The organism is Methylobacterium sp. 001424705 (assembly GCF_059816145.1).
This window is the reverse complement of the sequence record NZ_JCBANU010000012.1, coordinates 111,147-137,490: the sequence shown is the minus strand read 5'-3', so window position 1 is coordinate 137,490 and position 26,344 is coordinate 111,147. Positions and strand designations below refer to the sequence as shown.

The 26,344-nt window shown below is 70.2% G+C and carries 30 protein-coding genes; 15 read left to right on the top strand and 15 right to left on the bottom strand.

The window, feature by feature from the left end:
- The coding region (locus AC6EUL_RS11520; RefSeq protein WP_499870161.1) for a winged helix-turn-helix domain-containing protein at positions 1-177 on the top strand (177 nt) is incomplete at its 5' end.
- 148 nt (positions 178-325) lie between these two features.
- On the opposite strand, the gene AC6EUL_RS11515 is transcribed toward AC6EUL_RS11520, so the two are convergent.
- The 6 genes from AC6EUL_RS11515 to chpT all read right to left on the bottom strand — a co-directional run bounded on the left by AC6EUL_RS11515 (position 326) and on the right by chpT (position 7,017).
- A complete protein-coding gene (locus tag AC6EUL_RS11515; RefSeq protein ID WP_056222596.1) occupies positions 326-1,246 on the bottom strand; it encodes a CheR family methyltransferase in 921 nt (306 codons plus the stop codon).
- The gene (locus AC6EUL_RS11510) at positions 1,243-2,421 is read right to left on the bottom strand and encodes a protein-glutamate methylesterase/protein-glutamine glutaminase (RefSeq protein ID WP_499870151.1); all 1,179 of its coding nucleotides are present in this window, start codon (positions 2,419-2,421) and stop codon (positions 1,243-1,245) included. The genes AC6EUL_RS11515 and AC6EUL_RS11510 overlap by 4 nt, the downstream gene beginning before the upstream one ends.
- Before the next feature lie 84 nt (positions 2,422-2,505).
- Entirely contained in the window at positions 2,506-2,889 is a 384-nt protein-coding gene (locus AC6EUL_RS11505; RefSeq protein ID WP_056222602.1) for a response regulator, read from the bottom strand.
- A 23-nt stretch (positions 2,890-2,912) separates the two neighbouring features.
- Positions 2,913-3,398, bottom strand: coding sequence for a chemotaxis protein CheW (locus AC6EUL_RS11500; RefSeq protein ID WP_056274868.1), 486 nt, complete (start codon positions 3,396-3,398; stop codon positions 2,913-2,915).
- Between the two features lie 32 nt (positions 3,399-3,430).
- Positions 3,431-6,130 (bottom strand): hybrid sensor histidine kinase/response regulator, encoded by a 2,700-nt coding sequence (locus tag AC6EUL_RS11495; RefSeq protein ID WP_056222605.1) that lies wholly within the window; start codon positions 6,128-6,130, stop codon positions 3,431-3,433.
- 152 nt (positions 6,131-6,282) lie between these two features.
- On the bottom strand, positions 6,283-7,017 hold the full coding sequence (gene chpT, locus AC6EUL_RS11490) for a histidine phosphotransferase ChpT (protein WP_056222608.1): 735 nt from the start codon (positions 7,015-7,017) through the stop codon (positions 6,283-6,285).
- 142 nt (positions 7,018-7,159) lie between these two features.
- On the opposite strand from chpT, the gene AC6EUL_RS11485 reads away from it, so the two are divergent.
- Positions 7,160-8,026 carry a 3'(2'),5'-bisphosphate nucleotidase CysQ family protein gene (locus AC6EUL_RS11485; protein ID WP_082487371.1) on the top strand — a complete coding sequence of 289 codons (867 nt, stop codon included), beginning with the start codon at positions 7,160-7,162 and terminating at the stop codon, positions 8,024-8,026.
- A 13-nt stretch (positions 8,027-8,039) separates the two neighbouring features.
- On the opposite strand, the gene AC6EUL_RS11480 is transcribed toward AC6EUL_RS11485, so the two are convergent.
- On the bottom strand, positions 8,040-8,522 hold the full coding sequence (locus tag AC6EUL_RS11480) for a hypothetical protein (RefSeq protein ID WP_056222614.1): 483 nt from the start codon (positions 8,520-8,522) through the stop codon (positions 8,040-8,042).
- A 153-nt stretch (positions 8,523-8,675) separates the two neighbouring features.
- On the opposite strand from AC6EUL_RS11480, the gene AC6EUL_RS11475 reads away from it, so the two are divergent.
- The 5 genes from AC6EUL_RS11475 to lysA all read left to right on the top strand — a co-directional run bounded on the left by AC6EUL_RS11475 (position 8,676) and on the right by lysA (position 12,504).
- Entirely contained in the window at positions 8,676-9,296 is a 621-nt protein-coding gene (locus tag AC6EUL_RS11475; RefSeq protein ID WP_082487359.1) for a DUF1134 domain-containing protein, read from the top strand.
- 134 nt (positions 9,297-9,430) lie between these two features.
- Positions 9,431-10,174: a hypothetical protein gene (locus AC6EUL_RS11470; RefSeq protein WP_056222975.1), complete on the top strand. Its 744-nt coding sequence runs from the start codon at positions 9,431-9,433 to the stop codon at positions 10,172-10,174.
- A 190-nt stretch (positions 10,175-10,364) separates the two neighbouring features.
- On the top strand, positions 10,365-10,661 hold the full coding sequence (locus AC6EUL_RS11465; RefSeq protein WP_056222617.1) for a hypothetical protein: 297 nt from the start codon (positions 10,365-10,367) through the stop codon (positions 10,659-10,661).
- Between the two features lie 101 nt (positions 10,662-10,762).
- Positions 10,763-11,116, top strand: a complete 354-nt coding sequence (locus AC6EUL_RS11460; RefSeq protein ID WP_056274735.1) for a hypothetical protein — start codon at positions 10,763-10,765, stop codon at positions 11,114-11,116.
- Positions 11,117-11,226: 110 nt separating this feature from the next.
- Positions 11,227-12,504, top strand: coding sequence for a diaminopimelate decarboxylase (gene lysA / locus AC6EUL_RS11455; RefSeq protein ID WP_056222623.1), 1,278 nt, complete (start codon positions 11,227-11,229; stop codon positions 12,502-12,504).
- A 3-nt stretch (positions 12,505-12,507) separates the two neighbouring features.
- On the opposite strand, the gene AC6EUL_RS11450 is transcribed toward lysA, so the two are convergent.
- The gene (locus tag AC6EUL_RS11450) at positions 12,508-13,023 is read right to left on the bottom strand and encodes a DUF533 domain-containing protein (protein ID WP_056274739.1); all 516 of its coding nucleotides are present in this window, start codon (positions 13,021-13,023) and stop codon (positions 12,508-12,510) included.
- A gap of 196 nt (positions 13,024-13,219) precedes the next feature.
- On the opposite strand from AC6EUL_RS11450, the gene AC6EUL_RS11445 reads away from it, so the two are divergent.
- From AC6EUL_RS11445 to AC6EUL_RS11415, 7 genes are all read left to right on the top strand, one after another.
- Positions 13,220-15,856: a TIGR02302 family protein gene (locus tag AC6EUL_RS11445; RefSeq protein ID WP_499870145.1), complete on the top strand. Its 2,637-nt coding sequence runs from the start codon at positions 13,220-13,222 to the stop codon at positions 15,854-15,856.
- Between the two features lie 92 nt (positions 15,857-15,948).
- Positions 15,949-16,134, top strand: coding sequence for a twin transmembrane helix small protein (locus AC6EUL_RS11440; RefSeq protein WP_056351237.1), 186 nt, complete (start codon positions 15,949-15,951; stop codon positions 16,132-16,134).
- 204 nt (positions 16,135-16,338) lie between these two features.
- Entirely contained in the window at positions 16,339-16,953 is a 615-nt protein-coding gene (locus tag AC6EUL_RS11435) for an acyloxyacyl hydrolase (RefSeq protein ID WP_499870143.1), read from the top strand.
- 163 nt (positions 16,954-17,116) lie between these two features.
- Positions 17,117-17,689 (top strand): cob(I)yrinic acid a,c-diamide adenosyltransferase, encoded by a 573-nt coding sequence (locus AC6EUL_RS11430; protein WP_056222640.1) that lies wholly within the window; start codon positions 17,117-17,119, stop codon positions 17,687-17,689.
- Between the two features lie 240 nt (positions 17,690-17,929).
- Entirely contained in the window at positions 17,930-18,679 is a 750-nt protein-coding gene (locus tag AC6EUL_RS11425) for an electron transfer flavoprotein subunit beta/FixA family protein (RefSeq protein ID WP_056274741.1), read from the top strand.
- A 101-nt stretch (positions 18,680-18,780) separates the two neighbouring features.
- Entirely contained in the window at positions 18,781-19,728 is a 948-nt protein-coding gene (locus AC6EUL_RS11420; protein ID WP_499870140.1) for an electron transfer flavoprotein subunit alpha/FixB family protein, read from the top strand.
- A gap of 189 nt (positions 19,729-19,917) precedes the next feature.
- The gene (locus AC6EUL_RS11415; protein ID WP_499870138.1) at positions 19,918-20,799 is read left to right on the top strand and encodes a 3-hydroxybutyryl-CoA dehydrogenase; all 882 of its coding nucleotides are present in this window, start codon (positions 19,918-19,920) and stop codon (positions 20,797-20,799) included.
- Positions 20,800-20,827: 28 nt separating this feature from the next.
- On the opposite strand, the gene AC6EUL_RS11410 is transcribed toward AC6EUL_RS11415, so the two are convergent.
- The 5 genes from AC6EUL_RS11410 to AC6EUL_RS11390 form a co-directional block, all read right to left on the bottom strand.
- On the bottom strand, positions 20,828-21,130 hold the full coding sequence (locus AC6EUL_RS11410; protein WP_056222648.1) for a hypothetical protein: 303 nt from the start codon (positions 21,128-21,130) through the stop codon (positions 20,828-20,830).
- Positions 21,131-21,260: 130 nt separating this feature from the next.
- Positions 21,261-22,271: an NAD(P)H-quinone oxidoreductase gene (locus AC6EUL_RS11405; RefSeq protein ID WP_056492846.1), complete on the bottom strand. Its 1,011-nt coding sequence runs from the start codon at positions 22,269-22,271 to the stop codon at positions 21,261-21,263.
- A gap of 139 nt (positions 22,272-22,410) precedes the next feature.
- Positions 22,411-23,052: a uracil phosphoribosyltransferase gene (gene upp / locus AC6EUL_RS11400; RefSeq protein ID WP_056222654.1), complete on the bottom strand. Its 642-nt coding sequence runs from the start codon at positions 23,050-23,052 to the stop codon at positions 22,411-22,413.
- 184 nt (positions 23,053-23,236) lie between these two features.
- Positions 23,237-23,689 carry a DUF2852 domain-containing protein gene (locus tag AC6EUL_RS11395; protein WP_056351113.1) on the bottom strand — a complete coding sequence of 151 codons (453 nt, stop codon included), beginning with the start codon at positions 23,687-23,689 and terminating at the stop codon, positions 23,237-23,239.
- A gap of 78 nt (positions 23,690-23,767) precedes the next feature.
- Positions 23,768-24,415, bottom strand: coding sequence for a TetR/AcrR family transcriptional regulator (locus AC6EUL_RS11390; RefSeq protein WP_499870135.1), 648 nt, complete (start codon positions 24,413-24,415; stop codon positions 23,768-23,770).
- A gap of 252 nt (positions 24,416-24,667) precedes the next feature.
- Between AC6EUL_RS11390 and AC6EUL_RS11385 the strand changes: the two genes are divergently transcribed.
- Positions 24,668-25,762: a helix-turn-helix transcriptional regulator gene (locus tag AC6EUL_RS11385; protein ID WP_056351115.1), complete on the top strand. Its 1,095-nt coding sequence runs from the start codon at positions 24,668-24,670 to the stop codon at positions 25,760-25,762.
- A 9-nt stretch (positions 25,763-25,771) separates the two neighbouring features.
- Here the strand turns inward: AC6EUL_RS11385 and AC6EUL_RS11380 are convergent, their stop codons facing one another.
- Both AC6EUL_RS11380 and AC6EUL_RS11375 read right to left on the bottom strand, forming a co-directional pair.
- Positions 25,772-25,933 (bottom strand): hypothetical protein, encoded by a 162-nt coding sequence (locus AC6EUL_RS11380; RefSeq protein ID WP_499870133.1) that lies wholly within the window; start codon positions 25,931-25,933, stop codon positions 25,772-25,774.
- A 207-nt stretch (positions 25,934-26,140) separates the two neighbouring features.
- Entirely contained in the window at positions 26,141-26,332 is a 192-nt protein-coding gene (locus AC6EUL_RS11375) for a DUF1192 domain-containing protein (protein ID WP_056222663.1), read from the bottom strand.
- Positions 26,333-26,344 lie beyond the last annotated feature (12 nt).

The window sequence follows — 26,344 nt, the reverse complement described above, 5'->3', positions numbered from 1 at the left end:
AACCACCTCTACGGCGGCATGGACGAGCCCGAGCTGAAGATCATCGACGTCTTCATCTGCAAGCTGCGCAAGAAGCTCGCCAATGCCAGCCAGGGCAAGAACTACATCGAGACCGTCTGGGGTCGCGGCTACGTGCTGCGCGAGCCCAACGAGGGCGAAGAGCGGATCGCCGTCTGAACCACCGGTCGGACGACGAAACGGCCCCGCGCGAGCGGGGCCTTTTTTGTTCGTGCGGACACCCGTCGTCCCCTCCCCCGCGCGGCGTCGACCGACCAAGCGCAGATGGCGCGGGCCTGCGCCCGCGCCACGATCCGTCGGATGCCGCTCAGAGGCCGACCACCCGGCGCAACGCCGGGGCGACGGCCAAGGCCGGCGCGACCGCCACGGCGGCAGGGTTGAGCACCGGCAGCGGCCGAGCCTGCGGTGCGAGGGACGCGGCGGCCTGGTTGTACAGGCCCCGGTGCTTGGTGTTCGGGACGAGCTTCTCGGTCAGGCCGATCACCGTCTCGGCGGCGCCGAGCAGCAGGGCACCGTCGGCGGCCAGGCTGCCGCTGAGGCGGGCCAGCACGTCGCCCTTGGTCGGCGCATCGAAATAGATCAGCACGTTGCGGCAGTAGATGATGTCGAACGTCCCCAGCGAATCGAAGGGCTGCAGCAGGTTCAGCGGGCGGTAATCCACCATCTGCCGCAGGCTGGCCGAGATGCGCCACTGCTCGCCGACCTGCTCGAAGTGCTTGATGAGCGACTGCACGGGCAGGCCGCGCTGCACCTCGAAATGGCTGTAGAGCCCGGCCTTCGCCTTCTCGAGTACCTCGGTCGACAGGTCGGTGCCGACGAGGTCGACGGTCCAGCCGGCGAGGCGCGGGGCGGCGTCCTGCAGCATCATCGCCAGGGAATAGGGTTCCTGGCCGGTGGAGGCGGCGGCGCACCAGATCCGCAGGCGGCGCTGCACGGCCCGGCGAGCCATGGCCTCGGGGAGCAGCACGTCGCGGAACAGGTCGAACGGCGTTCGGTCGCGAAAGAAGAAGGTCTCGTTGGTGGTCATCGCCTCGACCACGGCCCGCTCCATCGCGAGGTCGCGGCCGCCCTTCAGGGCGTTCACCAGCGCCCCGAGATCGGCGAGGTTGAAGCGCCGGCAGATCGGACCGAGGCGGCTCTCGACGAGGTAGCGCTTCTCTCCGCTGAGCGCGAGGCCGGAGCGGGTCTTGAGGTAGGCGCGCAGGAAATCGAACTCGACGTCGGTCATGCGCCCTGCCCCGTCAGAAGATTGCGCAGCGCCGGGCCGATCTCGCCCAGAGGCAGGATCGCCTGGGCGAGTCCCGCCTTGGCGATGCTGCCGGGCATGCCCCAGACCGTGCTGGTCGCCTCGTCCTGGGCGAGCACCGCCGCCCCGGCCTCCGTCAGCGCGCGGGCCCCGCCCGTCCCGTCCGAGCCCATGCCGGTGAGGACGACCGCGAGGGCCGCGGCGCCGAAGATCGCGGCGGCATCCTGGAACAGCACGTCCACGGCGGGCCGGCAGAAATTCACCACGGGCCCGTCATGCAGGCGGATGGTCACGTCCTGGCGGCTTCCGCCCAGGCCCATGTGCCGTCCGCCCGGCGCCACGTAGATCCGGCCCGGCTGCAGGCGCTCGTCGGCCTTGCCCTCGGCGGCCGGCAGGCCGGTGCGGACGCCGAGATGCTCGGCGAAGACCGCGGTGAAGACCGGCGGCATGTGCTGGACGATGAGGACCGGGAACTGACGGAGCGTGGCGCTGCCGATCTTCTCCAGCACCTCGCCCACCGCGCGGGGCCCGCCGGTGGAGGCGCCGATGAGCAGGACGCGGGGCGCGACGCCGGTGCGGGCCTTCGGCCGCAGCACCAGGGGGGCGGTCGGACGCAGGGCCGAGACCGGTGCGGGCGCGTGCGACCCGGGAGAGACGGGGATCGGCGCGCCGGAGGCGCCGCGCTTGCGCGCCCGGGCGGAGCCGAAGAGGCGCACCCGCTCGATCAGGTCGGTGCGGAAGGCGTCCGAGGTGGTCACGCCCCGGTTGCTCTCGGGCTTCGGGATGTAGTCCACGGCCCCGAGGGCGAGACAGCGCAGGGAGATGTCGGCGTTGCGGGTGGTCAGGGTCGACATCATGATGACCTGGACGCCGGGGCTCTTGGCGAGCAGCAGCGGCAGCGCCTGGGTGCCGTCGAGTTCCGGCATGTCGATGTCGAGGAGGATGACGTCGGGGTCGTGGCGCGCCATCGCCTCCAGGGCGATCCGGCCGTTGGCCGCCGTGGCGACGACCTCGTGGCCGGCTTCGCCGATCCAGCGGGCGACCAGCCCGCGCACCACCGCCGAATCGTCTGCGATCAGAACCCGGACCCGCTGCCCCGCGAGCGGCGGCGGCGCGGCATGGGTCGACGCGAAGGTCGGTGCGGTGGCGGCCATCATGAATTCACGCTGTAAGCGACGCGGAGGAACAGTCGGGGTGGGAACTGGCCCCGGACGGGGCGGAATGCCCGGTCCAGGTCCGCGTCAGGCCGCGTCGGCTTCGGTGGCGAAGCCGACCTGCGCGAGCTTCGCCGTGACGATGTCGCGGTCGAACGGCTTCATGATGTACTCGTCGGCGCCCGCATGGAGGGCACGGGCGATGGCGCCGACGTCGTTCTCCGTGGTGCAGAACAGGACCTTGGGCTTCTCGCCGCCCGGCGTCTTGCGCAGGGCGCGCAGGAAGTCGTAGCCGTCCATGGTCGGCATGTTCCAGTCGAGCAGGATCGCGTCCGGCATGGTCTTGCCGCAGGCGCTGAGGGCCTTCTCGCCGTCCTCGGCCTCGCCGACCTCGAAGTTCATGGTCTCGAAAATGCGGCGCGCCACCTTCCGGATGACGGCGGAGTCGTCGACGATGAGGCAGGTTTTCATCGGGTCCTTCTCCTGGCTCGGGCTCAGGCCGCGCCGGCGGTGCGGGCGTTCGTCCCGAAGGCGAGGAGCGCATCGACGTCGAGGATGACGAGGAGGCGGCCGTCGAGACGGTGGACGCCGAGCGTGAGGTCGCGCCAGCGGGCATCGAGGTTGATCGGCACCGGCTCGTGGGTCTCGGCCCCGAGCTTGAGTACCTCGCCGACGCCGTCGACGATGAGGGCGAAGGTCTCGCCACCCTGCTCGAGGCCGATCGCCATCTGGGCGCCGTCCCCGGTGCGGGGCGCCATGCTGAGGCGCCGGCGCAGGCACAGGGCGGTGACGACGCGGCCGCGCAGGTTCAGGAGCCCGACGATCTCGGGCGGGGCGAGCGGCACCGGCGTCACGCCGGCCGGGATGAAGACGTCGTGGACCCGGTCGATGGCGAGACCGAACATGGTCTCGCCGACGAACACGGTGACGAAGTCGTGGGTGCCGACGGTTTCCGCGGCGTTGGTGTTGGCGGCCTGCATCATGGGCGTGGACTCCGAAGGGGGCGGGCCGGTCAGGCGGCGACGGCGAGGCTGGCGACGTCGAGCTCGGCCAGGGCCGAGATCAGGCCGCTGCGGTCGAACTTCGCCACCAGGTCGGCGATGCCGAGGGTCCGTGCCCGCTCGATGGCCTCGGTCCCGATAGTGCCGGAGAGGCCGATGACGGGAAGCCCGGCGACGCGGCCCTCCACCTTGCGCATGGCGCCCACGAGGTCGAAGCCGCTGCGGCCCGGCATCTCGAGGTCGCACACCACCACGTCGATCCGCCCGTTGGAGAGCAGGGCCGCCACCGCCTCATCGGCACTGGCCGCGGTGACCACGCTGTAGCCGGCGGCCTTCAGGACCGGGCTCAGCATCTCGCGGAAGAAGGCGGAGTCGTCGACGAGGAGGAGCGTCGAGCTGCGCTTGACCGTCTTCTTGGGGCCCCGCGCCCAGTCGTCGTAGGCGAGCGGCAGGAAGTGGGCGATGTTGATGATCTCGGTGGCGCGGCCGCGCAGGACGGCGGAGCCGATGAGGTCCGAGCGGTCGGCCGAGATCTCGACGTCGAGACGCTCCTCGACGATGTCGACGATCTCGTCGACCACGAGGCCCATGGCGCGCTCGCCGTCGGAGAAGACCACGAGGGCCTGGGTGCCGGAGGTGCGGATCTCGATCGACGGGTCGGCCGGCACCAGCGGCATCAGGCGGCCGCGGTACTGGATCAGCGGACGGCCGCCGACCCACTCGACCTTGGCCGATTCGATCTCTTCCAGGCGGGTGACCAGCGAGAGCGGCACCGCCTTGTAGCTGCCGGCGCCGCCCTTGAAGACGAGGAGCGTCGCCTTGGCGTCGGCGGCCTCGACCTCCTCGACCTCGGCCTCGACCGGGATGGCGCCGGTCTGCGAGCCCTGGCTGACCTGCTGGGCGATGCCGTTCGGATCGACGATCAGCACCACGGCGCCGTCGCCCAGGATGGTGTTGCCGGCGAACAGCGGCAGGTGACGCAGCTTGGAGGACATCGGCTTCACGACGATCTCCTCCGTGTGGAAGACCTCGTCGACGAGGATGCCGAAGCGCTGGCGCCCGACCTGGGCGACCACCACGAAGCCGGAATCCACGGCGTCGGCGGCCTGGTCCTGGCCGAGGACGCCCGTAAGGGTGACGATCGGCAGGAGGCGCTCGCGCAGGCGCAGCACCGGCGAGCCGTTGATGCGCTCCACCTTCTGCGCCGTCGCCTTGTCGACCCGCACCAGTTCGAGCACCGCCACCTGCGGGACCGCGAAGCGCTGCTCACCCGCCTTGACGATGAGGGCGGCGATGATCGCCAGGGTGAGCGGGATCTTGATGGTGAAGGTGGTGCCGCGGCCGAGCTGCGTGTTGATGTCGATGACACCGCCGATGAGCTCGATGTTCGTCTTCACCACGTCCATGCCGACGCCGCGGCCGGAGACCGAGGTGATGGCGGCGGCGGTGGAGAAGCCAGGATGGAAGATGAACTTCGCCACCTGGGCGTCGGTCATCCGCTCGACTTCCGCCTGGCTGGCGACCTTGCGCTCTACGGCCTTGCGGCGGATGGCGGCGAGATCGAGGCCCTTGCCGTCGTCGGCGATCTCAATCGTGATCGTGCCGCCCTCGTGATAGGCGGAGAGGCGGATCGTGCCGCGCAGCGGCTTGCCGGAGGCCTTGCGGTCGGCGGCCGACTCGATGCCGTGATCGGCCGAGTTGCGCACCATGTGGGTGAGCGGGTCCTTGATGACCTCGAGCACCTGGCGGTCGAGTTCGGTCTCGGCGCCGCTCATCACGAGCTCGATCTGCTTGCCGAGTTCCGACGACAGGTCGCGCACCACGCGGGGCAGCTTCTGCCAGGCGTTGCCGATGGGCTGCATGCGCGTCTTCATGACGCCTTCCTGCAGCTCGGCCGTCACGTGGCTCAGGCGCTGGAGCGGAACCTTGTAGGTCGAGTCGTCGTGCCGGCGGGCGATCTCGAGGAGCTGGTTGCGGGTCAGCACCAGCTCGGACACCATCGTCATCAGGTGTTCGAGGGTGTCGACGTTGACGCGAATGGTCTGGACCTTTGCGATGCCCCCCTCGCCGTCGGACGCGGCGGGCGCGTCGGCGGCTTTCGCGGGCGCCTCTGCGGCCTTCACCGGCATCGGGGCGGGTGCCTCGCGCACCGGCTCGGGGGCCGCGGCGACCGGTTCCGGCGCGGAGGCGACGGACGCGTCGAACGGATCGGGCCCTTCCGCCTCCATGAAGGCGCGCTCGAGGTCCTCGAGGCTGACCTCGCCGGGCTTCAGCTCGCGCAGGACCGGATCGGGCAGCGTGATCTCCGCGACGGGCGCGGGGGCGACGGGGGCGATCGGGGCGGAGGCCATCTCCTCCAGGGCGCCGATGAGATCGTCGTCGCTGCCGGCCGGCTCGGACCCGGTGGCCTCGAGGTCGCCCAGGATCGCCTTGAGGCGGTCGAGGGTGACGAGGATGAGGCTGACCGCGGGGCCGGTGACCGGCATGCCGTCGCGGAACTGGCCCATCAGGGTCTCGGCGGCGTGCGCCAGGGCTTCGAGGCGCGGAAGGCCGAGGAACCCGCAGGTGCCCTTGATGGTATGAACGAGGCGGAAGATGTTCCGCAGGATCGTCTGATTGTTCGGATCCTGTTCGAACCGGACGAGCTCGGCATCGACCGTGTCGAGGTGCTCGGCACTCTCGGTCAGGAACTCACGCAACAAGTCGTCCATGAGGGGTACTCAGTCCATACGCGCACTACAGTCTGTGCAGGACCGACCTTGCCCCCTAACCGGTTAGGGAAGGGTTTCACCCCGAACGACAAAGCGGGAGACCGCGACAATATTTGTCGATCTCCCGCCGATGGGCCGAAACTCGCCGCGCGTCAGGCCAGCGCCGTCTCCGGCGGCTCCGAATCCGACGGGCGATCGGCTTCCGGATCCGCGGGAGCCGTGGCGGGCGCCTCGGGCATCGCGGCGGCCGTGGCGGTCGCCGTGATGGTCACGGTGTCGCCCTCGATCGCGAAGCGCACGTCCATGGCCGCGGCGCGGGCGACGAGGCCGGCATAGAACGGCAGGATGCCGTGGGCGTCCACGGTGCCGTTCTCGGGCGTGCCGGCGATCATCTGCTCCACGTGGGCGGGGATCCGGGCGTGGGAACCCTTGCTCTTGAGGGTCAGGGTCGGAGCTTCGCCGTCGCCCTGCACCACCACGTCGATGAGACCGCCGCGCGGGATCGCGCTCTGGGCGATCATCACGAGGTTGAGCAGGAGCTTGACCTTGTTCTTCGGGTAGAGCGCCTGCGGCGCGCTCCAGGCGAGCTGCGTCTTGTCGTCGGCGAACATCCCCCGCGACACCTTCTCGGCGTCGGCGAGGTCGATGGAGGCGCCCGCCGAGCCGGCGGCCCCGAAGGCGATGCGGGCGAATTGCAGGCGGGCCGAGGCCTGACGCGCGCTCTTGGCGATGAGCTCCAGGGCGAATTCCCGCATGGAGGTGTCGCTCTCGTCCTCCAGGACCTCCAACCCGTTCACGATCGCGCCAACGGGGCTGATCACGTCGTGGCAGACCCGTGAGCACAGGAGGGCGGACAGATCGAGGGCGTCGAGATTGAGGGGGGTCATGGTGCGCTCCGCGCAGGCGTTTCGGGGCCGCGTCCGGTCGTGAACGGCACCGATAGACGGCGCCGGAAGCTTTGAAAAGCACCCGGACGGATCGCGATCCGGGTCGACAAGGGCCGGTGGCGCGGGCATCATGACCGGTATCATGTCGATCGATGCGCCGACGCGCGACCGTATTGCGGCGACCCTGATGGAAATTGCCTGCCGGGCGGGCGAGATCCTGAAGCGGCACCACGGGGGCGACTGTCCGCACGTGCTCAAGCCCGACGGTTCGCCGGCGAGCCAGGCGGATTCCGAATCCGAGGCCTTCATCCTTGCGGAACTCGCCAGGGCTTGGCCGGGCATTCCCGTGATCGCCGAGGAATCGTCCTACGACCAGCCCCCGGCGCCGCTGTTCTTCCTGGTGGATCCCCTCGACGGCACCCGGGACTTCCTCGCCGGCAACGCGGAGTACAGTGTCAATATCGGGCTGATCGCGGGCGACCGTCCGATCGCCGCCGCTCTGGCCGCCCCCGGCCTCGGCCGGGTCTGGGGCGCAGGCGGCCAGGCGTTCGAAGCGGAGATCCGGAACGGACATCTCGGCGCGCGCCTGCCGATCGCGGTGCGGCCGCGGCCGGACCAGGGGCTGGTGGCCCTGCGCAGCAACCGGCACGGCGACATCGAGACCGAGACCTGCCTCGGCGCGCTCCGGGTGGGCTCGACCCGGTCGGCGGCCTCCGCCCTGAAGTTCTGCCTGATCGCCGCCGGCGAGGCCGACATCTACGTCCGCTGCGGTCCGACCATGGAATGGGATACGGCGGCCGGCGACCACATCCTCACGGTGGCGGGTGGCTGCGTCGTGGCGCCGGCCGGCCGGCCGATGACCTACGGGCATTATACGCGGAACTACCGCAACGGTCCCTTCGCCGCCCTGGGCGACGCGAGCTATGCGGCCAATCTCGTCCTGCCCGAGCGCAGCCCGTCCACCCGTCCCGCCGACCGGCACGCGCCGCAGGACGCGCACCGGATCTGAGCGCCGGGCGCCCTCATTCCGGGAAATCCCGCTCGATCTGATCCTTCAGCGTCGGCCAGCGCAGCTCCGCCTCGGCGGCGAGATGCGGCTCCGCGATGAGGCGCAACCGGTGCGCGTTGCTGCGGCAGAGGTAGAGCCGGTCGATCCCGTCCGGGCCGGGCAGGCGCGCATAGATCAGGGGATCGGCGTCCACGAGGCGGCCGGCGAGGACGCCGATCGGATCGAAGCCGCCGAGGCGTGGCGCGTAGGCGGCAGGGTCGCCGCGGAAGGCCTCCCGGTTCGCCGCCCGCGCGAAGCGCCACGTCAGCCGGTCCCAGAGGATCTCGTAGGCGGCTCTGCCGGCTTCGGGACCGTCGAGGAAATAGCTGACGGCATCGAACCCCCCGAGGGCGATGCGGCCCGCGGGCAGGCGAGGCAGGGTCGCGGCGCGGGCGCCGGCGGCGTGCAGCCCACCGGCCGCGGCGACGCGAAGCAGGTGACGGCGCGTTAACCACATGTTGCTTTGTTTCGCATCATGATCGCCGCGTATCGAGGCGCACCGGCCCCGGCCGGAACGGTCTCTCGGATGACAGCCCGGTCCATAGCGCGGTCTCGGTTAGCAAGACGATAGCGCCCTCGGGCGGATGTCGGCAGACAGGAGGGACGAGGCATGACGTCGAACCATCGGGCCGTCCGCGCCCGCCCATCGCACGCACCTGCGACCCGGCGCACCGTCGTCGGTGCGCTGGCGGGCGCCCTCCTCCTCGGCGTCTCGTCCCGCGCCCTCGCGGTGAGCGACGGAGCGCCCGGCAAGTTCCGTCCCGAGGAGCTGGTCGACAACGGCCATCGCTTCTTCGGCTCGATGTCGCGCGGCCTCGCCCAGCTGGTGGAGGAGGCGACCCGGCGCTGGGGCGAGCCCAACGGCTACATCCTCGGCCAGGAAGCCTCCGGCGCCATCGTGGGCGGCGTTCGCTACGGCGAGGGGACGCTCTACACGCGCAATGCCGGGCAACGGCGGATCTACTGGCAGGGCCCCTCCATCGGCTTCGACGTCGGCGGCGACGGCGACCGCACCATGATGCTGGTCTACAACCTGCCGGCCGTGTCGGGCCTCTACCGCCGCTTCGGCGGCGTCGACGGCTCCGCCTACCTCGTCGGCGGCTTCGGGATGACGGCGGTGACCGCCGACGACATCGTCGTGGTGCCGATCCGCACCGGCGTCGGCGCCCGGCTGGGCATCAACATCGGTTATCTCAAGTTCACGTCGAAGCCGACCTGGAATCCCTTCTGATTCGCAGGACGACCGGGGTGTGTCCCCGCGCGTCTTGCCCATCCCGGGGGGACATGGGCTAAACAAGCCGACGAGGGTCGACGGCCAGCTCCGTCGTCATTGTCGTCCACGGCATGTTGAGCGAGCGTTTCCGCGTGATCGAAACCGTGATGATCTTCGCGCTCGGCTTCCTGGCCGCGAGCCTGTGCGCCCTGTTGATTCTGCCCGCCGTGAATGCCCGGGCCGCCCGCCTGTCGGAGCGCCGCATCGAGGCGCGCCTGCCCCTCTCGCTCTCGGAAGTCGCTGCCGAGAAGGACTACCTGCGGGCGCAGTTCGCCGTGGCCCAGCGCCGCCTGGAGCGTCAGGTCGAGGCCGTGAAGGCCCATCGCCACGCCGATCTCGCCGCCATCGGGGCCCGGACCATGGAGGCCGCCGCCCTCACCCGCACGGTCGAGGCCCGCGACGCGACCTTGAGCGAGCGCGAAGCCGCCCTGGCCGCGACCCGCACCACCCTCGGCGGCGTGGAGCGCGATCTGGAAGCGGCGCGCCAGGAGACCGCGCTGGGCCTCGCCACCCTGCAGGTGCTCGAGCAGGCACACCAGGAGGTGCTCGACGACCTCATCGCCGCGCGGTCCGCCCAGGTCCCGCCGGACCCGGCCGGCGCTCCCGCCGCCACCGGGTCCGAGGTCCCCGACCTGACCGCGGCCCTGGTCGCCGAGCGCGAGACCCTCAGGGCCAGCCTGAATGCGGCCGAGACAGCCCTGGCCGAAGTGATGGCGCGCCGCGAGGGCGAGGCCGCTGATCTGCGCCGCCGGATCTCCGACGTGGCCGACAGCCTGATGCAGCGCGACCGGCTTCCGCCCGTCTCGGCGTACGCGATTCCGGCGCGCTCCAACTGAATGCCGCTCGCGGGCCGAACCCGGCGCGTCATGTGCGCGGGAAAACGCCGCGGGCGTTGCACGGACGGGAAAACGCGGCGTAGAAAGCGGCCTGACCACGCGGCGACCATCCGCGCGCCATGTTTCGACCATCTCGGCGCTTCATCGGATCGCCCATTCCCCTGTTTCTTGAGACGGACCGCGCCCCCCTATGGCCCTTAAGCTCACGTCGCTTGCCTTCCTCCTCGCCGCCACGGTCTCCACCGCACCGGCGATCGCTCAGCCCGCAGCGCAGCCGCAAGGGGCCACGACCGCCCCGCAGACGAAGCGCGGCAATGAAACCCTGAAGAAGTACTGCACCGGCGACTACCTGACCTATTGCGGTAACCTCGCCACCGATGATCCGGCCCTCGACAAGTGCTTCCAGACCAACTGGACCAAGCTCTCGGAGAACTGCCGTCGCGCCATCGACGTCTACCAGAAGACGGACGGCAAGAAGAAGGGCTGAGCCCCGCCCGACGCCGCGCGGGACAGCGTAGCCGTTTCGCTCGCATCGCCGAGCCGCAGCGGCTATGCTGTCCGCCACCGCGTTCCGGACCGCAAGCGTTGATGTTCCTCCGTTCCCGCCCCCTGCCGACGATCGCCGCGATCGGCCTCATCGCGCTGTCCGCTTCGGCCTGTGGCCGGCGCGGCGCCCTCGAGCCGCCGCCCGGCACCGCCGCCGCGCGCTCGGTGGCGCGGCCCGGCCTGCCCGGCGTCGCGAGCCCGCGCGCGCTGCCCCAGAGCGTCGGCCTCGGCGGGGAAGCGGCGACGCCGGAGCCGGATGCGGTCCGCGCCGGTGACGAACTCGACACCCTGGCGGTGCCGGGCTCGGGCGCCGAGGCGCCGGTGAAGACGACGCGCGGCGCCAAGCGCGGCTACGTCGTGCCCAAGGAGCCTTTCCTGCTCGACCCGCTGCTGTAGAAGCGGATCACCAGAGCCCATTTCCCAGCTTCGTGCGGGAAGGCGCGCCCGCCCGGTCGCGCCGCGCGCGGGGCCCGCAATTCCCGGGCGGGATGCCCGCAGGCAGGCCGATGCACCACTTCCACTATCGTGACGGTCGGCTCCAGGCGGAGGATGTCGACCTGACCGCCCTCGCCGAGACGGTGGGGACGCCGTTCTACTGCTACGCGACCGCGACGCTGGAGCGCCACTACGCGGTCTTCGCCAAGGCCTTCGGCGAGGACGACGCCCTCGTGTGCTTCGCCATGAAGGCGAATTCGAACCAGGCCGTGCTGGCCACCCTGGCCCGCCTCGGGGCCGGCATGGACATCGTCTCCGAGGGTGAGCTGCGCCGGGCGCTGGCGGCGGGCGTCGATCCGCAGCGCATCGTCTTCTCCGGCGTCGGCAAGACCCAGGTCGAGATGGCTGCCGCCCTGAAGGCCGGCATCTTCTGCTTCAACGTCGAGAGCGAGCCGGAACTGGCCCAGCTCTCCGCGGTGGCATCGAGCCTCGGTTTGACGGCGCCGATCTCCATCCGGGTCAATCCCGACGTCGATGCCGGCACTCACGCCAAGATCTCGACCGGCAAGTCCGAGAACAAGTTCGGCATCCCGATCAGCCGGGCCCGGGCGGTCTACGCCCACGCGGCGACCCTGCCGGGCCTCGCGATTTCCGGCGTCGACATGCATATCGGCAGCCAGATCACCGACCTGGCTCCCTTCGACCACGCCGCCGGCCTCCTGGCCGGCCTGGCCCGCGACCTGATGGCGGAGGGGCATCCGCTCCACCACATCGATTTCGGCGGCGGCCTCGGCATCCCCTACCGCGACGACAACGCGCCGCCGCCGGAGCCGGCGGCCCTGTCGGCGATCCTGCGTCCGCATTTCGCGCCGCTGGGCCTGCGTCCGGTCTTCGAGATCGGCCGGATGATCGCCGGCAATGCCGGCATCCTGGTCACCCGCGTGATCTACGTGAAGCGCACCGAGGGGCGGACCTTCGTCATCGTCGATGCGGCGATGAACGACCTGATCCGCCCGACCCTGTACGAGGCCTATCACGGCCTGCGGCCGGTTCGGGAACCCACGGCCGAGACGCCGCGCCTCGTGGCCGACGTGGTGGGGCCGGTCTGCGAGAGCGGCGATTACATCGCCCTCGCCCGGGAGATGCCCGAGGTCGCCCCGGGCGACCTCATCGCCGTGATGAGCGCCGGCGCCTATGGGGCGGTGCAGGCCGGCACCTACAATTCCCGCCTCCTCGTGCCGGAGGTGCTGGTGCGCGGCGCGGACGCCGCCATCGTGCGTCCGCGCCAGAGCTACGAGGACCTGATCGCCCTCGACCGGATGCCGGACTGGCTGAGCCCGCAGGCGTGAGCGTCAGGCGGCGAGTTCGCCCTCGATCCGGTCGACCGCCTCGCCCGGAACGTCCAGGGCCTCGGCGAGGCGCTTGAGAAATTCGCGCTCCTGCAGCGTATCCGCCAGGACGGAGAGGCGCACCGCCGAATAGATCCGCGTCGCCTGCTCGGGCGTGTTCACCGCATCCGCGATGGTGTCGAGGTCGGCCGGATCGGCGATCTCCGCCTCCAACCAGGCGGCCCCGTCCCTGGCGAGGCCGGAAGCCTGGACCGCCGCATCGAGGCGCTGTCGCTCGTCCTTGTCGATCATCCCGTCGGCCAGGGTCGCCGCCACCATGGCGCGGAGCATGAGCCGGGCCTCGTCCTCGCCGACGGCGGGCGCGGCCGGCGCCGCGGCCCCCTCGGGCGTGGTCGGCGTGCGCAGGGCCCGGGCGGCGAGGCCCGCCACCAGGGCGAGGCCGCCGAGGGCCGCACCGGCGGCCAGACGGCCGCGGCGCGCATGCACCAGAGCCTCGACGAGGGGCTTCACATCGACCATGGCGGGCATCCTTCTCACGCATTGAACGCAAGGCGGCAACACGCGAGAGACGCCGAGGGTTCAGATCGCGGACGGGATTGGCTCGGCGCCCTTCCCCGCCACCTGGGATGATTTGACCCCGTCGCGCGGCGCCTCCACCATGCTAGCCTTGCGGGGAAGGCGCGACGCCGATGCGACGCGCGAGGAGCCAGACACGATGGGCGAGGCCGACCCGGCGACCTCCACGAGCAGCGGGCCAGAGCAGGGCACCGGCGGTCCGGTGCTGCGCCAGCGGCTTGACCGGCTGGTCACCCGCTCGCAGGCGGCCGGCCTCTGGGAGCGGGCCTGGCCGATCCTGTGGCGTGGCCTCGGGCTGATCCTGGCTTTCCTCGCCTTGTCCTGGCTCGGGCTCTGGCTCGACCTGCCGCCCCTGGGCCGGATCGTTGGCCTTCTGCTCTTCGCCCTGGCGTTCGTCGCCGCGCTCCTGCCGCTGACCGGCCTGCGGCGCGACACCCGCCGCGAGGCCCTCGCGCGGATCGACCGCGCGGCCGCCGCCAGGGGCGGGACGCTGTCTCATAATCCCGCCTCCTCCATCGAGGACACCCTCGCGGTCGGCACCACCGACCCGGCGACCCGCGCCCTCTGGGCGCTGCATCAGGCGCGTGCGGCCGAGGCCGTGGCCAAGCTGAAGCCGCCGCCGCCCCGGCCCGCCATGGCACGGCGCGATCCCTTCGCCTTGCGGGCCGGCCTGATCGTCGCGGCCGTGGCGAGCCTGTTCGTGGCCGGTGCCGAGTGGCGCTCCCGCATCCTCGGCGCCTTCGACTGGCAGGCGCCGCCACCGCCCGGCCCGACCTTCCGGGTCGACGGCTGGATCGATCCGCCCGTCTACACCCGCCTGCCGCCCCTGGTCGTGACGATGAACGGCGAGCAGCAGCGCCTGCGCGCACCGGTGAACGCGACCCTGATCGTCCGGATCGCCGGCCAGGGCGAGGCGGTCCTGACGCCGAAGGCCGGTCTGAAGCCGCTGCCCGGCAAGCCGCCCCATGCGGACCTGCGCGAGGACCGGTTCCAGCTCACCGGCGGTGTCGCCGACCTCACCGTCGCGGCGGGCGGCACGACGCAGCACCTCCTCGTCGAGACGATTCCCGACACGCCCCCCGAGGTGGAGCGCATCGGTGCCCTCGAGGTGAACGCGCGCGGGACCTTCAACCTGACCTACCGCGCCAAGGACGATTACGGCATCGCCTCCGCCGAGGGGGTGGTGGAACCCCTGGCCAACACCCGCGCCCTGGTGCCGCCGCCGCGGATCGCCCTGGCCCTGCCGGCGGACGCCACCGGCGAGCGCGATACCAAGACCCTGGTCGATCTCACCGACAATCCGTGGTCCGGCGCGCGCGTGCGCCTGACCCTGGTGGTGAAGGACGAGGCCGGTCAGGAGGGGCGTACGCCCACCGCCGAGGTGACGCTGCCCGCGCGGGTCTTCACCCAACCCCTGGCCCGCGCCCTGGCCGAGGAGCGCCGGCGCCTGATCACCGCGCCCGTCGACAGCCGCGTCCGGGTCCAGACCGCCGTCGACGCGCTGCTCATCGCGCCCGACACCTTCACGCCCCAGGCCAGCGTCTACCTCGGGCTCAAGGCCGCCTCGCGCCGCCTGAAGGCCGCGCGGAGCGACGAGGCCCTGATGGCGGTGGCCGACCTCCTCTGGGAGATGGCCCTGAAGATCGAGGACGGCGACCTCTCGGATGCGGAGAAGAGCCTCCGCGCCGCCCAGGACAACCTCAAGCAGGCGATCGAGCGCAACGCGCCCGACGAGGAGATCAAGAAGCTCACGGAGGACCTCAAACAGGCCCTCGACAAGTTCATGAAGGGCATGGCCGAGCGCCAGCGCAAGGACGGCAAGCCCCAGGCCGAGAAGAGCCCGCCGAACGCGAACGCCAAGACGGTGACGCCGGACGACCTCGACAAGATGCTGAACGACATGGCCGAAGCCATGAAGCGCGGCGACACCGCCGAGGCGCAGCGCCTCCTCGACCAGCTCCGCGAGATCCTCGAGAATCTCCAGACCGCGGAGCCCGGCGGCAAGTCCGATCCCAACAGCCGCGAGATGAGCAAGCAGGCCGACGAGCTCGACAAGCTCTCCCGCGAGCAGCAGGACCTGCGCGACGAGACCTTCAAGGACGGCCAGGACAAGCGCGGACAGCAGGGCCAGGGTCAGCGGGGCCAGCGCCCGCAGCGCGGGCAGCCGGGCCAGCAGGGCGAAGGCCAGAAGGGTCAACAGGGACAGCAGGGCCAAGGACAGCAAGGACAAGGACAGCAGGGTCAGAAGGGCGAGGGCCAGAAGGGCGGCGCCGGTCAGCGCCAGCAGGCCCTTCGCGAGCGCCTGGACGATCTGCAGCGCCGCATGAAGGACCTCGGCATGCAGGGCGAGGACGGCCTGTCCGATGCCGAGGAGGCCATGCGCGAGGCCGAGGGCGCCCTCGGCCAGGGCAAGGACGACGACGCGGTCGAGGCCCAGGGCCGAGCCCTGGACGGACTCAAGCGCGGCGCCGAAGGCATGCAGAAGCAGATGCAGGAGATGGCCGAGGGCGAGGGGGAAGGCGACGGGAAAGGCGAGGGCGAGGGTGGCGAGAAGCCGAGTCAGCAGGGCCAGGCCGGCAACCGCGACGACGATCCCCTCGGCCGACCCACCAAGGGCCGCGACATGACCAACGGCAATGCCCGCGTGCCGACGGCCGACGAATCCACCGTGCAGCGCACCCGCCGCATCATGGAGGAGCTGCGGCGCAAGCTCGGCGACCCGAGCCGCCCGCGCGAGGAGCTCGACTACTTCGAGCGTCTCCTGCGCCGCAATTGACGCATCGAACCGCCCCCTGGGCTCCTCCCCCGGAGGGGCCCATATGGGGAGCGATAATTCCTGACCCGACAGCCACGAGACCTGACGCCGTGATCTCCTCCAATTCTCTCGTGCTCCTCGCCTGCGTCGCGGTGGCGGTGGTCCTGGTCCTCGGCCTGTTCAACATGATGCGCGGGGGCAGCGCCAACCTCTCGCAGAAGCTCATGCGCCTGCGCGTTCTGCTGCAGTTCCTGGCGATCATCTTCATCATGGGCGTGGTCTGGTGGCGCTCGGCCTGACCCCGTCGCGCGGGGCGCCGCCGCGTCCTGATGTCGGTGCGTGACCGGGGCGTTGGCGCCCCCTCCGGCGAGCTGAGCGCCCGAACGGAGCGAGTGTGGCCGGGAGGTCTCACCGCACAGCTATCGCCGCCCCGCGACGCGCGATGCCTGCCGATGCCGTGAGCGGGCATGCTAGACACGTTCGGTCAACCCGGAACCATCCCGATGCAGTCCCACCCGCTTCGCCTCGCCGCTGCCGCCGCCGTGCTCGCCACGGCCATGCCGGTCCAGGCCGCCGACTTCCCGTCCGCGCCGCCGGCCGCCTATGTCAGCCCTGTGAAGCCCCTGAGCATCGTCTCCGAGGTCCGCATCGGCGGCGCCGTGCAGGATCCCGGCAGTGCCGAGCACAACACCAGCAACATCAACGGCGAGATTCTGTTCTCCAAGCCGCTGGTGAGCGTCGATCCGTTCTGGCAGGCCTTCGTGCCCCGGGCCACCGTCGGCGGCAGCTACAACTTCGGCGGCCGCACCAGCTACGCCTATATCGGCGCGACCTGGACCGTGGATCTCTTCCCGCAGACCCTGAACAACATCGTCTTCCTCGAAGGCTTCTTCGGCGCCGGCGCCCATAACGGCTACACGGGCCCGAAGCCGACCGCCCCGGCCGGGTTCAACACGCTGGGCTGCAACCCGCTCTTCCGCGAGGCGGCCGCCCTCGGCTTCCGGCTCACCGAGCACTGGAGCATCATGGCCACCGTCGAGCACATGTCGAATGCCGGCTTCTGTGCGAACAACCGCGGCCTGACCAATTTCGGCGGCAAGCTCGGCTACACCTTCTGAGTTCGCCGCGCTCGCATTTACCGTGAGCCTCAGGGGCCGGTTCCGCCGATGCGGGGCCGGCCCTTCTCGTTCCGATTCAGCGACTCCCAGCGGCGGCAAACTGCGCTAGGTTCCCGCTCCTGCAGGCCTCACTTGCCAGCCCCGCTCAGGATCGGAAGCCATCGTGGTCACCCTCAACCGCATCTACACCCGAACCGGCGACAAGGGCTCGACCGCCCTCGCCAGCGGCGAACGGCGCTCGAAGGCGGATCTGCGGATCGAGACCTACGGCACCGTCGACGAGACCAATGCCTGCATCGGCCTCGTGCGGCTGCATGCCGATCCGCGCCTCGACGCCATGCTGAGCGCGATCCAAAATGACCTGTTCGACCTCGGCGCGGACCTCGCAACCCCGGAAAGCGCCGAGCCGCCGAAATACGAGCCGCTGCGGATCGTCGCCGCGCAGGTGCAGCGGGTCGAGCGCGACATCGACGCGCTGAATGCCGACCTCTCGCCCCTGAAGTCCTTCGTGCTGCCCGGGGGATCGCCGGCCTCGGCCGCCCTGCATCTCGCCCGGACGGTGTGCCGGCGGGCCGAGCGCCTGGCGGTGGCCCTGGCCGCCACCGAGGGCGAGATCGTCTCGCCGGAAGCCCTGCAATACCTGAACAGGCTCTCGGACTTCCTGTTCGTGGCGAGCCGGACCGCCAATGCCAACGGCGCCGACGACGTGCTCTGGGTGCCGGGCAAGAATCGCTGAGAGCCAGGCATTCGGAATACCACGGAGCTGCGAACCCGGGGCCGTGCGGCCGGTCCGCAGCGCCGGACGACACTCGCCGGGGCGGGCGGCGGCGGGGCGCGTTGACAAGGCGGAAATGAGGCCGTTACGGTCCGCCGCCTCAATGACCAGGGTTCTGGACATCCGGGTTTCCCGGAGGTCCTTTGCGCGCCGCGCCGGCCTGGTCGAAAAACATTATCCGCGCGGAGGATTGTGAACGCCATGAAGGTTCTGGTGCCCGTCAAGCGGGTCGTCGACTACAACGTCAAGATCCGGGTCAAGGCCGACGGTTCGGGCGTGGACCTCGCCAACGTCAAGATGTCCATGAACCCCTTCGACGAGATCGCCGTCGAGGAGGCGATTCGCCTGAAGGAGAAGGGCAAGGTCACCGAGATCGTCGCCGTCTCGATCGGTCCGCAGCAGGCGCAGGAGACTCTTCGGACCGCCCTCGCCATGGGCGCCGACCGGGCGATCCTGGTGAAGACCGACGGCGTGGTCGAGCCGCTGGCGGTGGCCAAGATCCTGAAGGCCCTGGTCGAGAAGGAGGCCCCCGGCCTCGTCATCCTCGGCAAGCAGGCCATCGACGACGATTCGAACCAGACCGGCCAGATGCTGGCGGCCCTCCTCGACTGGCCCCAGGGTACTTTCGCCTTCAAGCTCGAATTCGGCGAGGGCGCGATCGACGTCACCCGCGAGATCGATGGCGGCCTCCAGACCGTGACCCTGACCCTGCCGGCCATCGTCACCACCGACCTGCGCCTCAACGAGCCGCGCTACGCCTCGCTGCCCAACATCATGAAGGCGAAGAAGAAGCCCCTCGAGGAGCTGGCCCCCGATGCCCTGGGCGTCGACGTGACCCCGCGGGTCACCGTGCTCAAGACCGTGGAGCCCGCCGGGCGCAAGGCCGGCATCAAGGTCGGGTCCCCGGCCGAACTCGTGCAGAAGCTGAAGGGCGAGGCCGGGGTTCTCTGAGACCCCGCCCCGCCGATGGCTTCAAGACCCCGCCGCGCCGACGCGGCGGGTGAGACGGGGTCCGGGACCCTCCTGCTGATCGATTTCGAGGTTCGCACACCATGGCCACCCTACTCCTCATCGAGCACGACAACGGCGCGGTCCGCGACGCGAGCCTGAAGGCTCTGACGGCCGCCGTCGCCCTGGGCGGACCCGTGCACGCCCTCGTGGCCGGCGCCGGCAGCCGCCCCGCGGCCGAATTCGCCGCCAAGCTCGACGGGATCGAGAAGGTGCTGCTGGCCGAGGACGCCACCTACGACCACCTCCTCGCCGAGCCGACGGCCGCGCTGCTCGTCGCCCTGGCGGAGCCCTACGACAACGTCGTCGCGGCGGCCTCCACCACCGGCAAGAACGTGCTGCCGCGGGTGGCCGCCCTCCTCGACGTGGCGCAGATCTCCGACATCATCAGCGTGGTCTCCCCCGACACCTTCGAGCGTCCGATCTACGCCGGCAACGCGATCCAGACCGTGCAGGCCGGTACCGGCAAGAAGGTGATCACCGTCCGCATGGCGGCCTTCAAGCCCGCCGGCGAGGGCGGTGCGGCCGCTGCGATCGAGCCGGTCCAGGCGGCCGCCTCCTCGGGCAAGTCGAGCTTCAAGGGCGAGGAGATCGCCAAGTCCGACCGTCCCGAGCTGGCCGCAGCCAAGATCATCGTGTCCGGCGGCCGTTCGCTGGGCTCCTCGGACAAGTTCAAGGAGCTGATCGAGCCCCTGGCCGACAGCCTCGGCGCCGCCGTGGGCGCCTCCCGCGCCGCCGTCGATGCCGGCTACGCCCCGAACGACTGGCAGGTCGGGCAGACCGGCAAGGTGGTGGCACCGGAGCTCTACGTCGCGGTGGGCATCTCGGGCGCGATCCAGCACCTCGCCGGCATGAAGGACTCGAAGGTCATCGTCGCCATCAACAAGGACGAGGACGCACCGATCTTCCAGGTGGCGGATTACGGCCTCGTGGGCGACCTGTTCCAGATCGTCCCCGAGCTGCAGGCCGAAATCGCCAAGGCGAAGGGCTGAGGCGGAACAGGCACGTCCGGCCGGTGCGCGCCGCGCGCGCACCGATCGCCCGGTACGGATGGCCTTCCAGCGTGGAAATGCTCTAGGACGCTGCTGCCGCGAAACGTTATAAGCGAGACGGGCGTCCTCGGCGGCCGGGCGGGACCCGGACCGCGACGGCGGGACGACCCAGGGGTGCGAGTGCAGACGATGGGCATCGATATCAGGACGGTCGGCATCATCGGCGCCGGGCAGATGGGCAGCGGTATCGCGCATGTCTGCGCGATGGCGGGGCTCGACGTCCGCCTGAACGACCGCGACCCGGACCGCATCCACAACGGCCTCGCCACCGTGGACGGCAATCTCGCCCGACAGGTGGCCAAGGGCACCATCGCGGACGATCAGCGCCGCAGCGCGGTCTCGCGGATCGTGGCAGCGGAGAGCTTCGACGACCTTGCGCCCTGCGACCTCGTCATCGAGGCGGCCACCGAAGACGAATCGACCAAGCGCCAGATCTTCAGCACGCTCTGCGCGTCGTTGAAACCCGATGCCCTGATCGCCACCAACACATCGTCCATCTCGATCACGAGACTCGCCGCCTCGACCGATCGGCCGGAGCGCTTCATCGGCATTCACTTCATGAATCCGGTGCCGGTGATGCAACTCGTCGAGCTGATCCGCGGCATCGCCACAGAAGACCCGACCTACGAATCGGCCAAGGCCTTCATCGCCAAGCTCGGCAAGACGTCGACGATGTCGGAAGATTTCCCGGCCTTCATCGTCAACCGCATCCTGCTGCCGATGATCAACGAGGCGATCTACACGCTCTACGAGGGCGTCGGCTCGGTGGAATCGATCGACACCGCGATGAAGCTCGGGGCGAACCACCCGATGGGGCCCCTGCAGCTGGCCGACTTCATCGGCCTCGATACCTGCCTGTCCGTGATGCAGGTGCTCTACGAGGGACTGGCCGATTCGAAGTATCGGCCCTGTCCGCTGCTCGTGAAATACGTCGAAGCCGGCTGGCTCGGCCGCAAGTCCAAGCGCGGCTTCTACGATTATCGCGGCGAAACGCCCGTGCCGACCCGCTGAGGCGGACCGGCACGGACGACCTTCAGACTTACTGCTTGTTGCCGTTCGCGGCCGGCTGGGCCGGGCTCGGATAGGCCGGGTTCGCGGCCGGAACCGAACCGGTGTTCGACGACGACGTCGCGTTCGACGAACCCTTCACGGACCCCGTCACTTCCTGGCGGGAGGCGTCCTGGCTCTGGCTGGCGTAGTCCTTGGGCGAGTTCGCGCCCTGCCAGGTCATCAGGCCGGTGATGGCGATCGCGAGCAGCACGAGGCTGGCCACGAGAACGTAGAGTACCGGCTTGCCGCGCTTGCCCTGCCGGGCTTCCTGACCGTGTAGATTCTCTGCCATGCGATCCTCGCTTGAACGGTCCGAAGACCGATGTTTCGACCCGAGCACCGATTCCCGTGAATCCTGCCCGTGATTCTAGCTCGAGTCTGAAACGCGACGGTTGAGAGCGGAGTTCCCGCCGAGGTTCGACCTAGCGGCCGGTCACCAGCATGATCTTGCCGAGATGGGCGCTCGACTCCATCAGTTCGTGCGCCTTGCGGGCCTCCTCCAACGGGAAGGTGGCGTGGATCACCGGGCGGATCGTCCCGGCTTCGAGCAGCGGCCAGACGTCCCGGGCAAGGCCTTCCGCAATCGCCGCCTTCTCGGCCTTCGGCCGGGCTCGGAGCGTCGCGCCGGTGAAGGTCAGGCGCTTCATCATGATCGGGGTCATGCTGAAGGCATCGACCTTGTAGCCCTGCATGAAGGCGATCTGCACGAGGCGCCCCTCGATCGCCAGGGCCGAGAGGTTCTTGGCGAGGTACGGCGCCCCGACCATGTCGAGGATGACGTCGACGCCGTTGCCGTCGGTGAGGCGCTTCACCTCCTCGACGAAGTCGGCCTCGCGGTAATTGATCGCCGCCTCGGCGCCGAGGTCGCGGCAGAAGGCACACTTCTCGGCCGAGCCGGCGGTGGCGAAGACGCGGGCGCCGTGATGCTTGGCGATCTGGATGGCGGTCGATCCGATGCCGCTCGATCCGCCATGGACGAGGAAAGACTCGCCGGCCTTGAGCCGCCCGCGCTCGATTACGGTGCTGTAGACGGTGAAGTAGTTCTCCGGCAGGCCCCCGGCCTCGACCAGCGAGAGCGACGCGGGCTTCGGCAGGCATTGGCCGATCTCGGCAACGGCGAACTCGGCGTAGCCACCGCTGATCACCAGGGCGCAGACCTCGTCGCCGACCGAGACGCCGGAGACGCCCTCACCGAGGGCGACGATGCGGCCGGCGACCTCGAGGCCGGGGATCTCGGTGGCGCCCTTCGGCGGCGGGTACTTGCCCTCGCGCTGCTGGATGTCCGGCCGGTTGATCCCGGCGGCGACGACCTCGATCAGCACCTGGCCGGGCCCGGGCTGCGGCAGCGGCACCGTCTCCAGGGCCAGCACATCCGGCCCGCCGGCAGCGGTGAAGCGGATCTGTCGCATGGTCTCGGGCAGGCTGGCTGTCATCGGGGTCTCCTCCTGGAAGCCCCGTCATGTGCCGCCCGGCTGGTACTTGGCAAGATCACGGCTTGGTAAGATCACGGCTTGGCAAGATCGCCGCTTGGCAAGATCGCCGCTTGGCGAGATCACGCCGCGCGGGCGGCGCTCAGCGGGTGCCGTACATCCGGTCGCCGGCATCGCCGAGGCCCGGGACGATGTAGCCGTGGTCGTTGAGGTGGCTGTCGATGGCGGCGGTCCAGACGGGGACATCCGGGTGGGCGGCCTGCAGGCGGGCGATGCCCTCCGGGGCCGCGAGCAGGCAGACGAAGCGCAGGTCCTGCGCGCCGCGCTGCTTCAGGAGGTTGATCGCCGCCACCGCCGAGTTCGCGGTCGCGAGCATCGGGTCGAGCACGAGGACCGTCCGGTCGACCAGATCGGAGGGCGCCTTGAAGTAGTATTCCACCGCTTCCAGAGTCTCGGGGTCGCGGTAGAGCCCCACATGCGCTACGCGGGCCGAGGGCACCAGGGACAGCATGCCGTCGAGAAAGCCGACGCCGGCCCGCAGGATCGGCGCCAGGACCAGCTTCTTGCCGGCGATCTGCGGCGCCTCCATCGACTGGATCGGCGTCTCGATCGTCACCGTCTCCAGGGGCAGGTCCCGGGTGACCTCGTAGGCCAGCAGCATGCCGATCTCGTTGAGGATCTGGCGGAAGCCCTTGGTCGAACGCTCGCGCTGGCGCAGCAGGGTCAGCTTGTGCTGCACGAGGGGGTGGTCCACCACCCGGACGGTCGCGGCGGCTGGCTGCATCGCTGGATCTCCATGAAGCCGAGGTCTGATCCTGGGCGGCGGGAGACCGAGGCAAGACCGGGACCGGATTTCTAGAGCATCGTGGGATTGCGAGCGAGGTCTTCGGACGGATTGCGCCCGGCAAAAAGGGCTCCCGACCTGCGCCGGAAGCCCTCGCGTCATTCCATTTCGGCGGAGAGGTCGCTCAGACCGCGCGGGTGGCGTCCGCGCTGCGGCGCTTCTGCATGAAGGCGTCGAACTGCTCGCGGTCCTTGGCCCGCTTCAGCTCCTCGACGAACTCGGCGAAGGCGCGGCTCTCCTCCTGCAGAGCCCGGCGCTGGGCATCGAGCCGCTCGATCTCGCTGCGGCGGTAGGCATCGAAGGCGAGGTTGCCGGTGCTGCCGCCATTGGCGGACTCGAACGCCGCGGCGAAGCGCGAGCGCGTGGCGCTCGCGTTCCACGAGAAGCCGCGGCCGGCGAGGCCCCGCAACTCGCTGAGCGCGGGATACCCCGCGACCTTCCAGGCGATGTAGGCGGCGGCCAAGGGCCACCAGTAGACGAAGGCGACGACGATGGCGCCGATTTCGAGGGATCGCTTGGGGAAGGGGCCGCTACGGCAGACCTTCCCGGTGGTGAAGGGGGAGGAAGAGAAGCTCACGGCTCACGGCTCCAATGTAAATGTGAACGACATTCACTTGCGGATGGAACGACGCGCTTTCAAGGGGCGCTTAATCGGTCAGGCGTGTTCGCGCGTCCGGCCGCCCGCTGCTGCGCCGTGGACGAGGGCGAGCACGCCCGCGCGCAGCAGCTCGTACTTGTCCGGCATGCCGGCGGATTTCGGCAGGTGTCCGGACGCGGAGAGGGTCGCGAGGCCGTGTGCGAGGGCCCAGACCTCCAGGGCGATGAACCGGGGCGCGACGCCGCCGAACCCCTCCGGAAAGGTCGCCTGAAGGGCCTCCACCAGGAGGTCGAACGGGCTCGGTCGGAGGCTCGGCACTGCGTTCGGTTCGGCGGCGGCGAGGCCGCGGGTCTCGAAGATCGCCGCGTAGTAGCCGGGTTCTTCCTCGGCGAAAGCCAGATAGGCCTCGCCCATCCGGGTGAACCGCTCCAGCGGCGTGCCCTTGGCCGTGAGGGCGCGGGCGAGGCGCTCGGCGAGGTCGGCGAAGCCGCGGCCGGCCACCTCTTCGAGCAGGGCTTCGCGCCCGCGGAAATGGCGGTAGAGCGCCGCCGGCGTGACGCCGACGAGGCGGGCCGCATCCACCAGCGTGAAGCCGCCGATGCCGCGCTCGGCGATGAAGCGGCGCGCCGCCTCGATCAGCGCCTCCTTGAGGTTGCCGTGGTGGTAGCTTCGCCGGTCACCCGGTCCTTCGCGCCAATGCCGCACGCCAAACTCCCCGCCCCCGCTCCGCATCGACAGGACCGGTCGTAACGGCCGAAGGTTCCCCGTCTCCCCTTCCCCTAACACGAAGGGATCGGCTGACGAGACCTCCCCGGGGCCACGGAGGTCGAATCCCGTCGGGTTTCCCGTATCCGACGGGCAGATCACGGGATTCCGTCTCGAAGACGCTTGTCGGGCGCGAAGCTTTGCCCCCATGATATTTACGAAGTAGAAACCTTGGGCTGTGGATCACGAGCCGTGCGGGAGTCGACGGGACAGGGTGATTTCGAAACCCTGACGGACCTCATCTACGAGGCGGCGATCCTGCCCGAGCTGTGGCCTGCGGTCCTGGACCGACTCGCCGCCATCGCCGGCGCCCAGGGAACGGTCCTGATCGCGGCCGATCTTGAAACCCATCGCTGGATCAACAGCGAATCCCTCGATCAGGTCATGGCCGATTTCGCCGCCGGGGGCTGGAGCAGCGCCGGCCAGCGCACGGCGAAGCTTCTCGCCGCCCGCCATGCGGGCTTCATCCGCGAGCAGGACGTCTACACCCAGGCCGAACTGGAGCAGGACGTCCTGATCCAGCAGTTCCTGCGTCCGCGCGGGCTCGGATGGGGTGCCGCCACCGCCTGCCCGCTGACCACCGGCGACACGCTGATCTTCAGCATCGAGCGGCGCTACACGGACGGTCCGGTCCCGCAGGCCGCGACGGTGGTCCTCGACACCCTGCGGCCGCATCTGGGCCGCGCGGCCCTCGTCTCGGCCCGGCTGAAGCTGGAACGGGCACGCGCCGCGGTGGGCGCCCTGGAGGTGCTGGGCCTCCCGGCGGCCGTCCTCTCACGCCACGGGCGCCTGCAGGAACGCAATGCGAGTTTCACCGGCCTCGTGCCGCGGGTGGTGCGCGATCAGCGCGAGCGGGTCGCCCTTGCCCATCCCGGTGCGGACGCCCTCATGGCGGACGTGCTCGCCGGTCAGCGGGCGCAGGCGGCGCGCTCCATTCCGATCCCGGCCGACGACGACCATCCCGCCATGGTTCTCCACCTGCTGCCCATGCGCGGGCAGGCCCAGGACGTCTTCGGTGGCGGCACCCTCCTGATGATCGCCGCCCCGGTCCTGCCGCGTCCCGTCCCGGGCACCGAATTGCTGGCCGGTCTGTTCGACCTGACGGCGGCCGAGGCGCGGATCGCGCGGGGCATCGCGGACGGCGTCACCATCGCGATCCTCGCCGCGCAGCAGAGCGTGCGGCCGGAAACCATTCGCGGTCAGGTCAAGGCGATCTTCGCCAAGACAGGTGTGACGCGCCAGGTCGACCTGGCCCGGCTGATCTCGGGCCTCAGCCTGATCCGGTGACGGCGGAGGTCACCGGGCGTCCCGGCCGCTGCCCTCCCGATTCGCCGCGAGGGCGCGGAACAGGATAACGTTCGAAAGATCATACTGGACGGTGAACTCGGCGCTGTTCGCGCTCGGCGCGACGCTGTCGGGTAAGGGCGCCGGGGCCGGATTGATCAGGCAGGCGATCATCCGATCGCTCGTGCCCCGCCGCACGTGTCGCGCAACCCGCCGGCGCATCCATGGCGCCATCGTCCATCTCTCCAGCATGACCGCCCTCGCCCGTGGTTTGAAGAGTATTCAAGCGTGGGGTTGGGCGGCCTTCATCCCCCATTTGGGGGAAAGCGGGAATTCCTTCGCAGGAAATGTAACTTTAAAGCGATTCCTTCGGGGGAGGCCCTAGAGCCGAAAGAGGGAGCCCGCCCGCTCAAGGGCCGCCTTCTTGGCGTGCCGCGCCGCCTCCAGCCGCTCCACCTCGGACCGCAACAGTCGGATCCGCTCCTCGAGATCCTCGACCGACAGCGTGTCCAACGGTTCGCCGACCCGGTGAGCGATGGTCTGCCGGATGGCTCGGTCGTCCTCGTCGCGCATGGTGCTCCCCTC

Excerpts from the sequence above, each read along its gene's own strand:
- AC6EUL_RS11500 (WP_056274868.1), bottom strand. The coding sequence starts at position 3,398 with ATGCAGGCCGCCAACACCAACGCCGCGGAAACCGTCGGCACCCACGAC.
- AC6EUL_RS11435 (WP_499870143.1), top strand. The coding sequence starts at position 16,339 with ATGCAGTCCCACCCGCTTCGCCTCGCCGCTGCCGCCGCCGTGCTCGCC.
- AC6EUL_RS11425 (WP_056274741.1), top strand. The coding sequence starts at position 17,930 with ATGAAGGTTCTGGTGCCCGTCAAGCGGGTCGTCGACTACAACGTCAAG.
- AC6EUL_RS11510 (WP_499870151.1), bottom strand. The coding sequence starts at position 2,421 with ATGATGGCCGCCACCGCACCGACCTTCGCGTCGACCCATGCCGCGCCG.
- AC6EUL_RS11405 (WP_056492846.1), bottom strand. The coding sequence starts at position 22,271 with ATGACAGCCAGCCTGCCCGAGACCATGCGACAGATCCGCTTCACCGCT.
- AC6EUL_RS11465 (WP_056222617.1), top strand. The coding sequence starts at position 10,365 with ATGGCCCTTAAGCTCACGTCGCTTGCCTTCCTCCTCGCCGCCACGGTC.
- AC6EUL_RS11485 (WP_082487371.1), top strand. The coding sequence starts at position 7,160 with ATGTCGATCGATGCGCCGACGCGCGACCGTATTGCGGCGACCCTGATG.
- AC6EUL_RS11415 (WP_499870138.1), top strand. The coding sequence starts at position 19,918 with ATGGGCATCGATATCAGGACGGTCGGCATCATCGGCGCCGGGCAGATG.
- AC6EUL_RS11480 (WP_056222614.1), bottom strand. The coding sequence starts at position 8,522 with ATGTGGTTAACGCGCCGTCACCTGCTTCGCGTCGCCGCGGCCGGTGGG.
- AC6EUL_RS11450 (WP_056274739.1), bottom strand. The coding sequence starts at position 13,023 with ATGGTCGATGTGAAGCCCCTCGTCGAGGCTCTGGTGCATGCGCGCCGC.
- AC6EUL_RS11410 (WP_056222648.1), bottom strand. The coding sequence starts at position 21,130 with ATGGCAGAGAATCTACACGGTCAGGAAGCCCGGCAGGGCAAGCGCGGC.
- AC6EUL_RS11375 (WP_056222663.1), bottom strand. The coding sequence starts at position 26,332 with ATGCGCGACGAGGACGACCGAGCCATCCGGCAGACCATCGCTCACCGG.
- AC6EUL_RS11475 (WP_082487359.1), top strand. The coding sequence starts at position 8,676 with ATGACGTCGAACCATCGGGCCGTCCGCGCCCGCCCATCGCACGCACCT.
- AC6EUL_RS11380 (WP_499870133.1), bottom strand. The coding sequence starts at position 25,933 with ATGATCGCCTGCCTGATCAATCCGGCCCCGGCGCCCTTACCCGACAGC.
- AC6EUL_RS11495 (WP_056222605.1), bottom strand. The coding sequence starts at position 6,130 with ATGGACGACTTGTTGCGTGAGTTCCTGACCGAGAGTGCCGAGCACCTC.
- chpT (WP_056222608.1), bottom strand. The coding sequence starts at position 7,017 with ATGACCCCCCTCAATCTCGACGCCCTCGATCTGTCCGCCCTCCTGTGC.
- AC6EUL_RS11515 (WP_056222596.1), bottom strand. The coding sequence starts at position 1,246 with ATGACCGACGTCGAGTTCGATTTCCTGCGCGCCTACCTCAAGACCCGC.
- AC6EUL_RS11445 (WP_499870145.1), top strand. The coding sequence starts at position 13,220 with ATGGGCGAGGCCGACCCGGCGACCTCCACGAGCAGCGGGCCAGAGCAG.
- AC6EUL_RS11460 (WP_056274735.1), top strand. The coding sequence starts at position 10,763 with ATGTTCCTCCGTTCCCGCCCCCTGCCGACGATCGCCGCGATCGGCCTC.
- lysA (WP_056222623.1), top strand. The coding sequence starts at position 11,227 with ATGCACCACTTCCACTATCGTGACGGTCGGCTCCAGGCGGAGGATGTC.
- AC6EUL_RS11420 (WP_499870140.1), top strand. The coding sequence starts at position 18,781 with ATGGCCACCCTACTCCTCATCGAGCACGACAACGGCGCGGTCCGCGAC.
- AC6EUL_RS11505 (WP_056222602.1), bottom strand. The coding sequence starts at position 2,889 with ATGAAAACCTGCCTCATCGTCGACGACTCCGCCGTCATCCGGAAGGTG.
- upp (WP_056222654.1), bottom strand. The coding sequence starts at position 23,052 with ATGCAGCCAGCCGCCGCGACCGTCCGGGTGGTGGACCACCCCCTCGTG.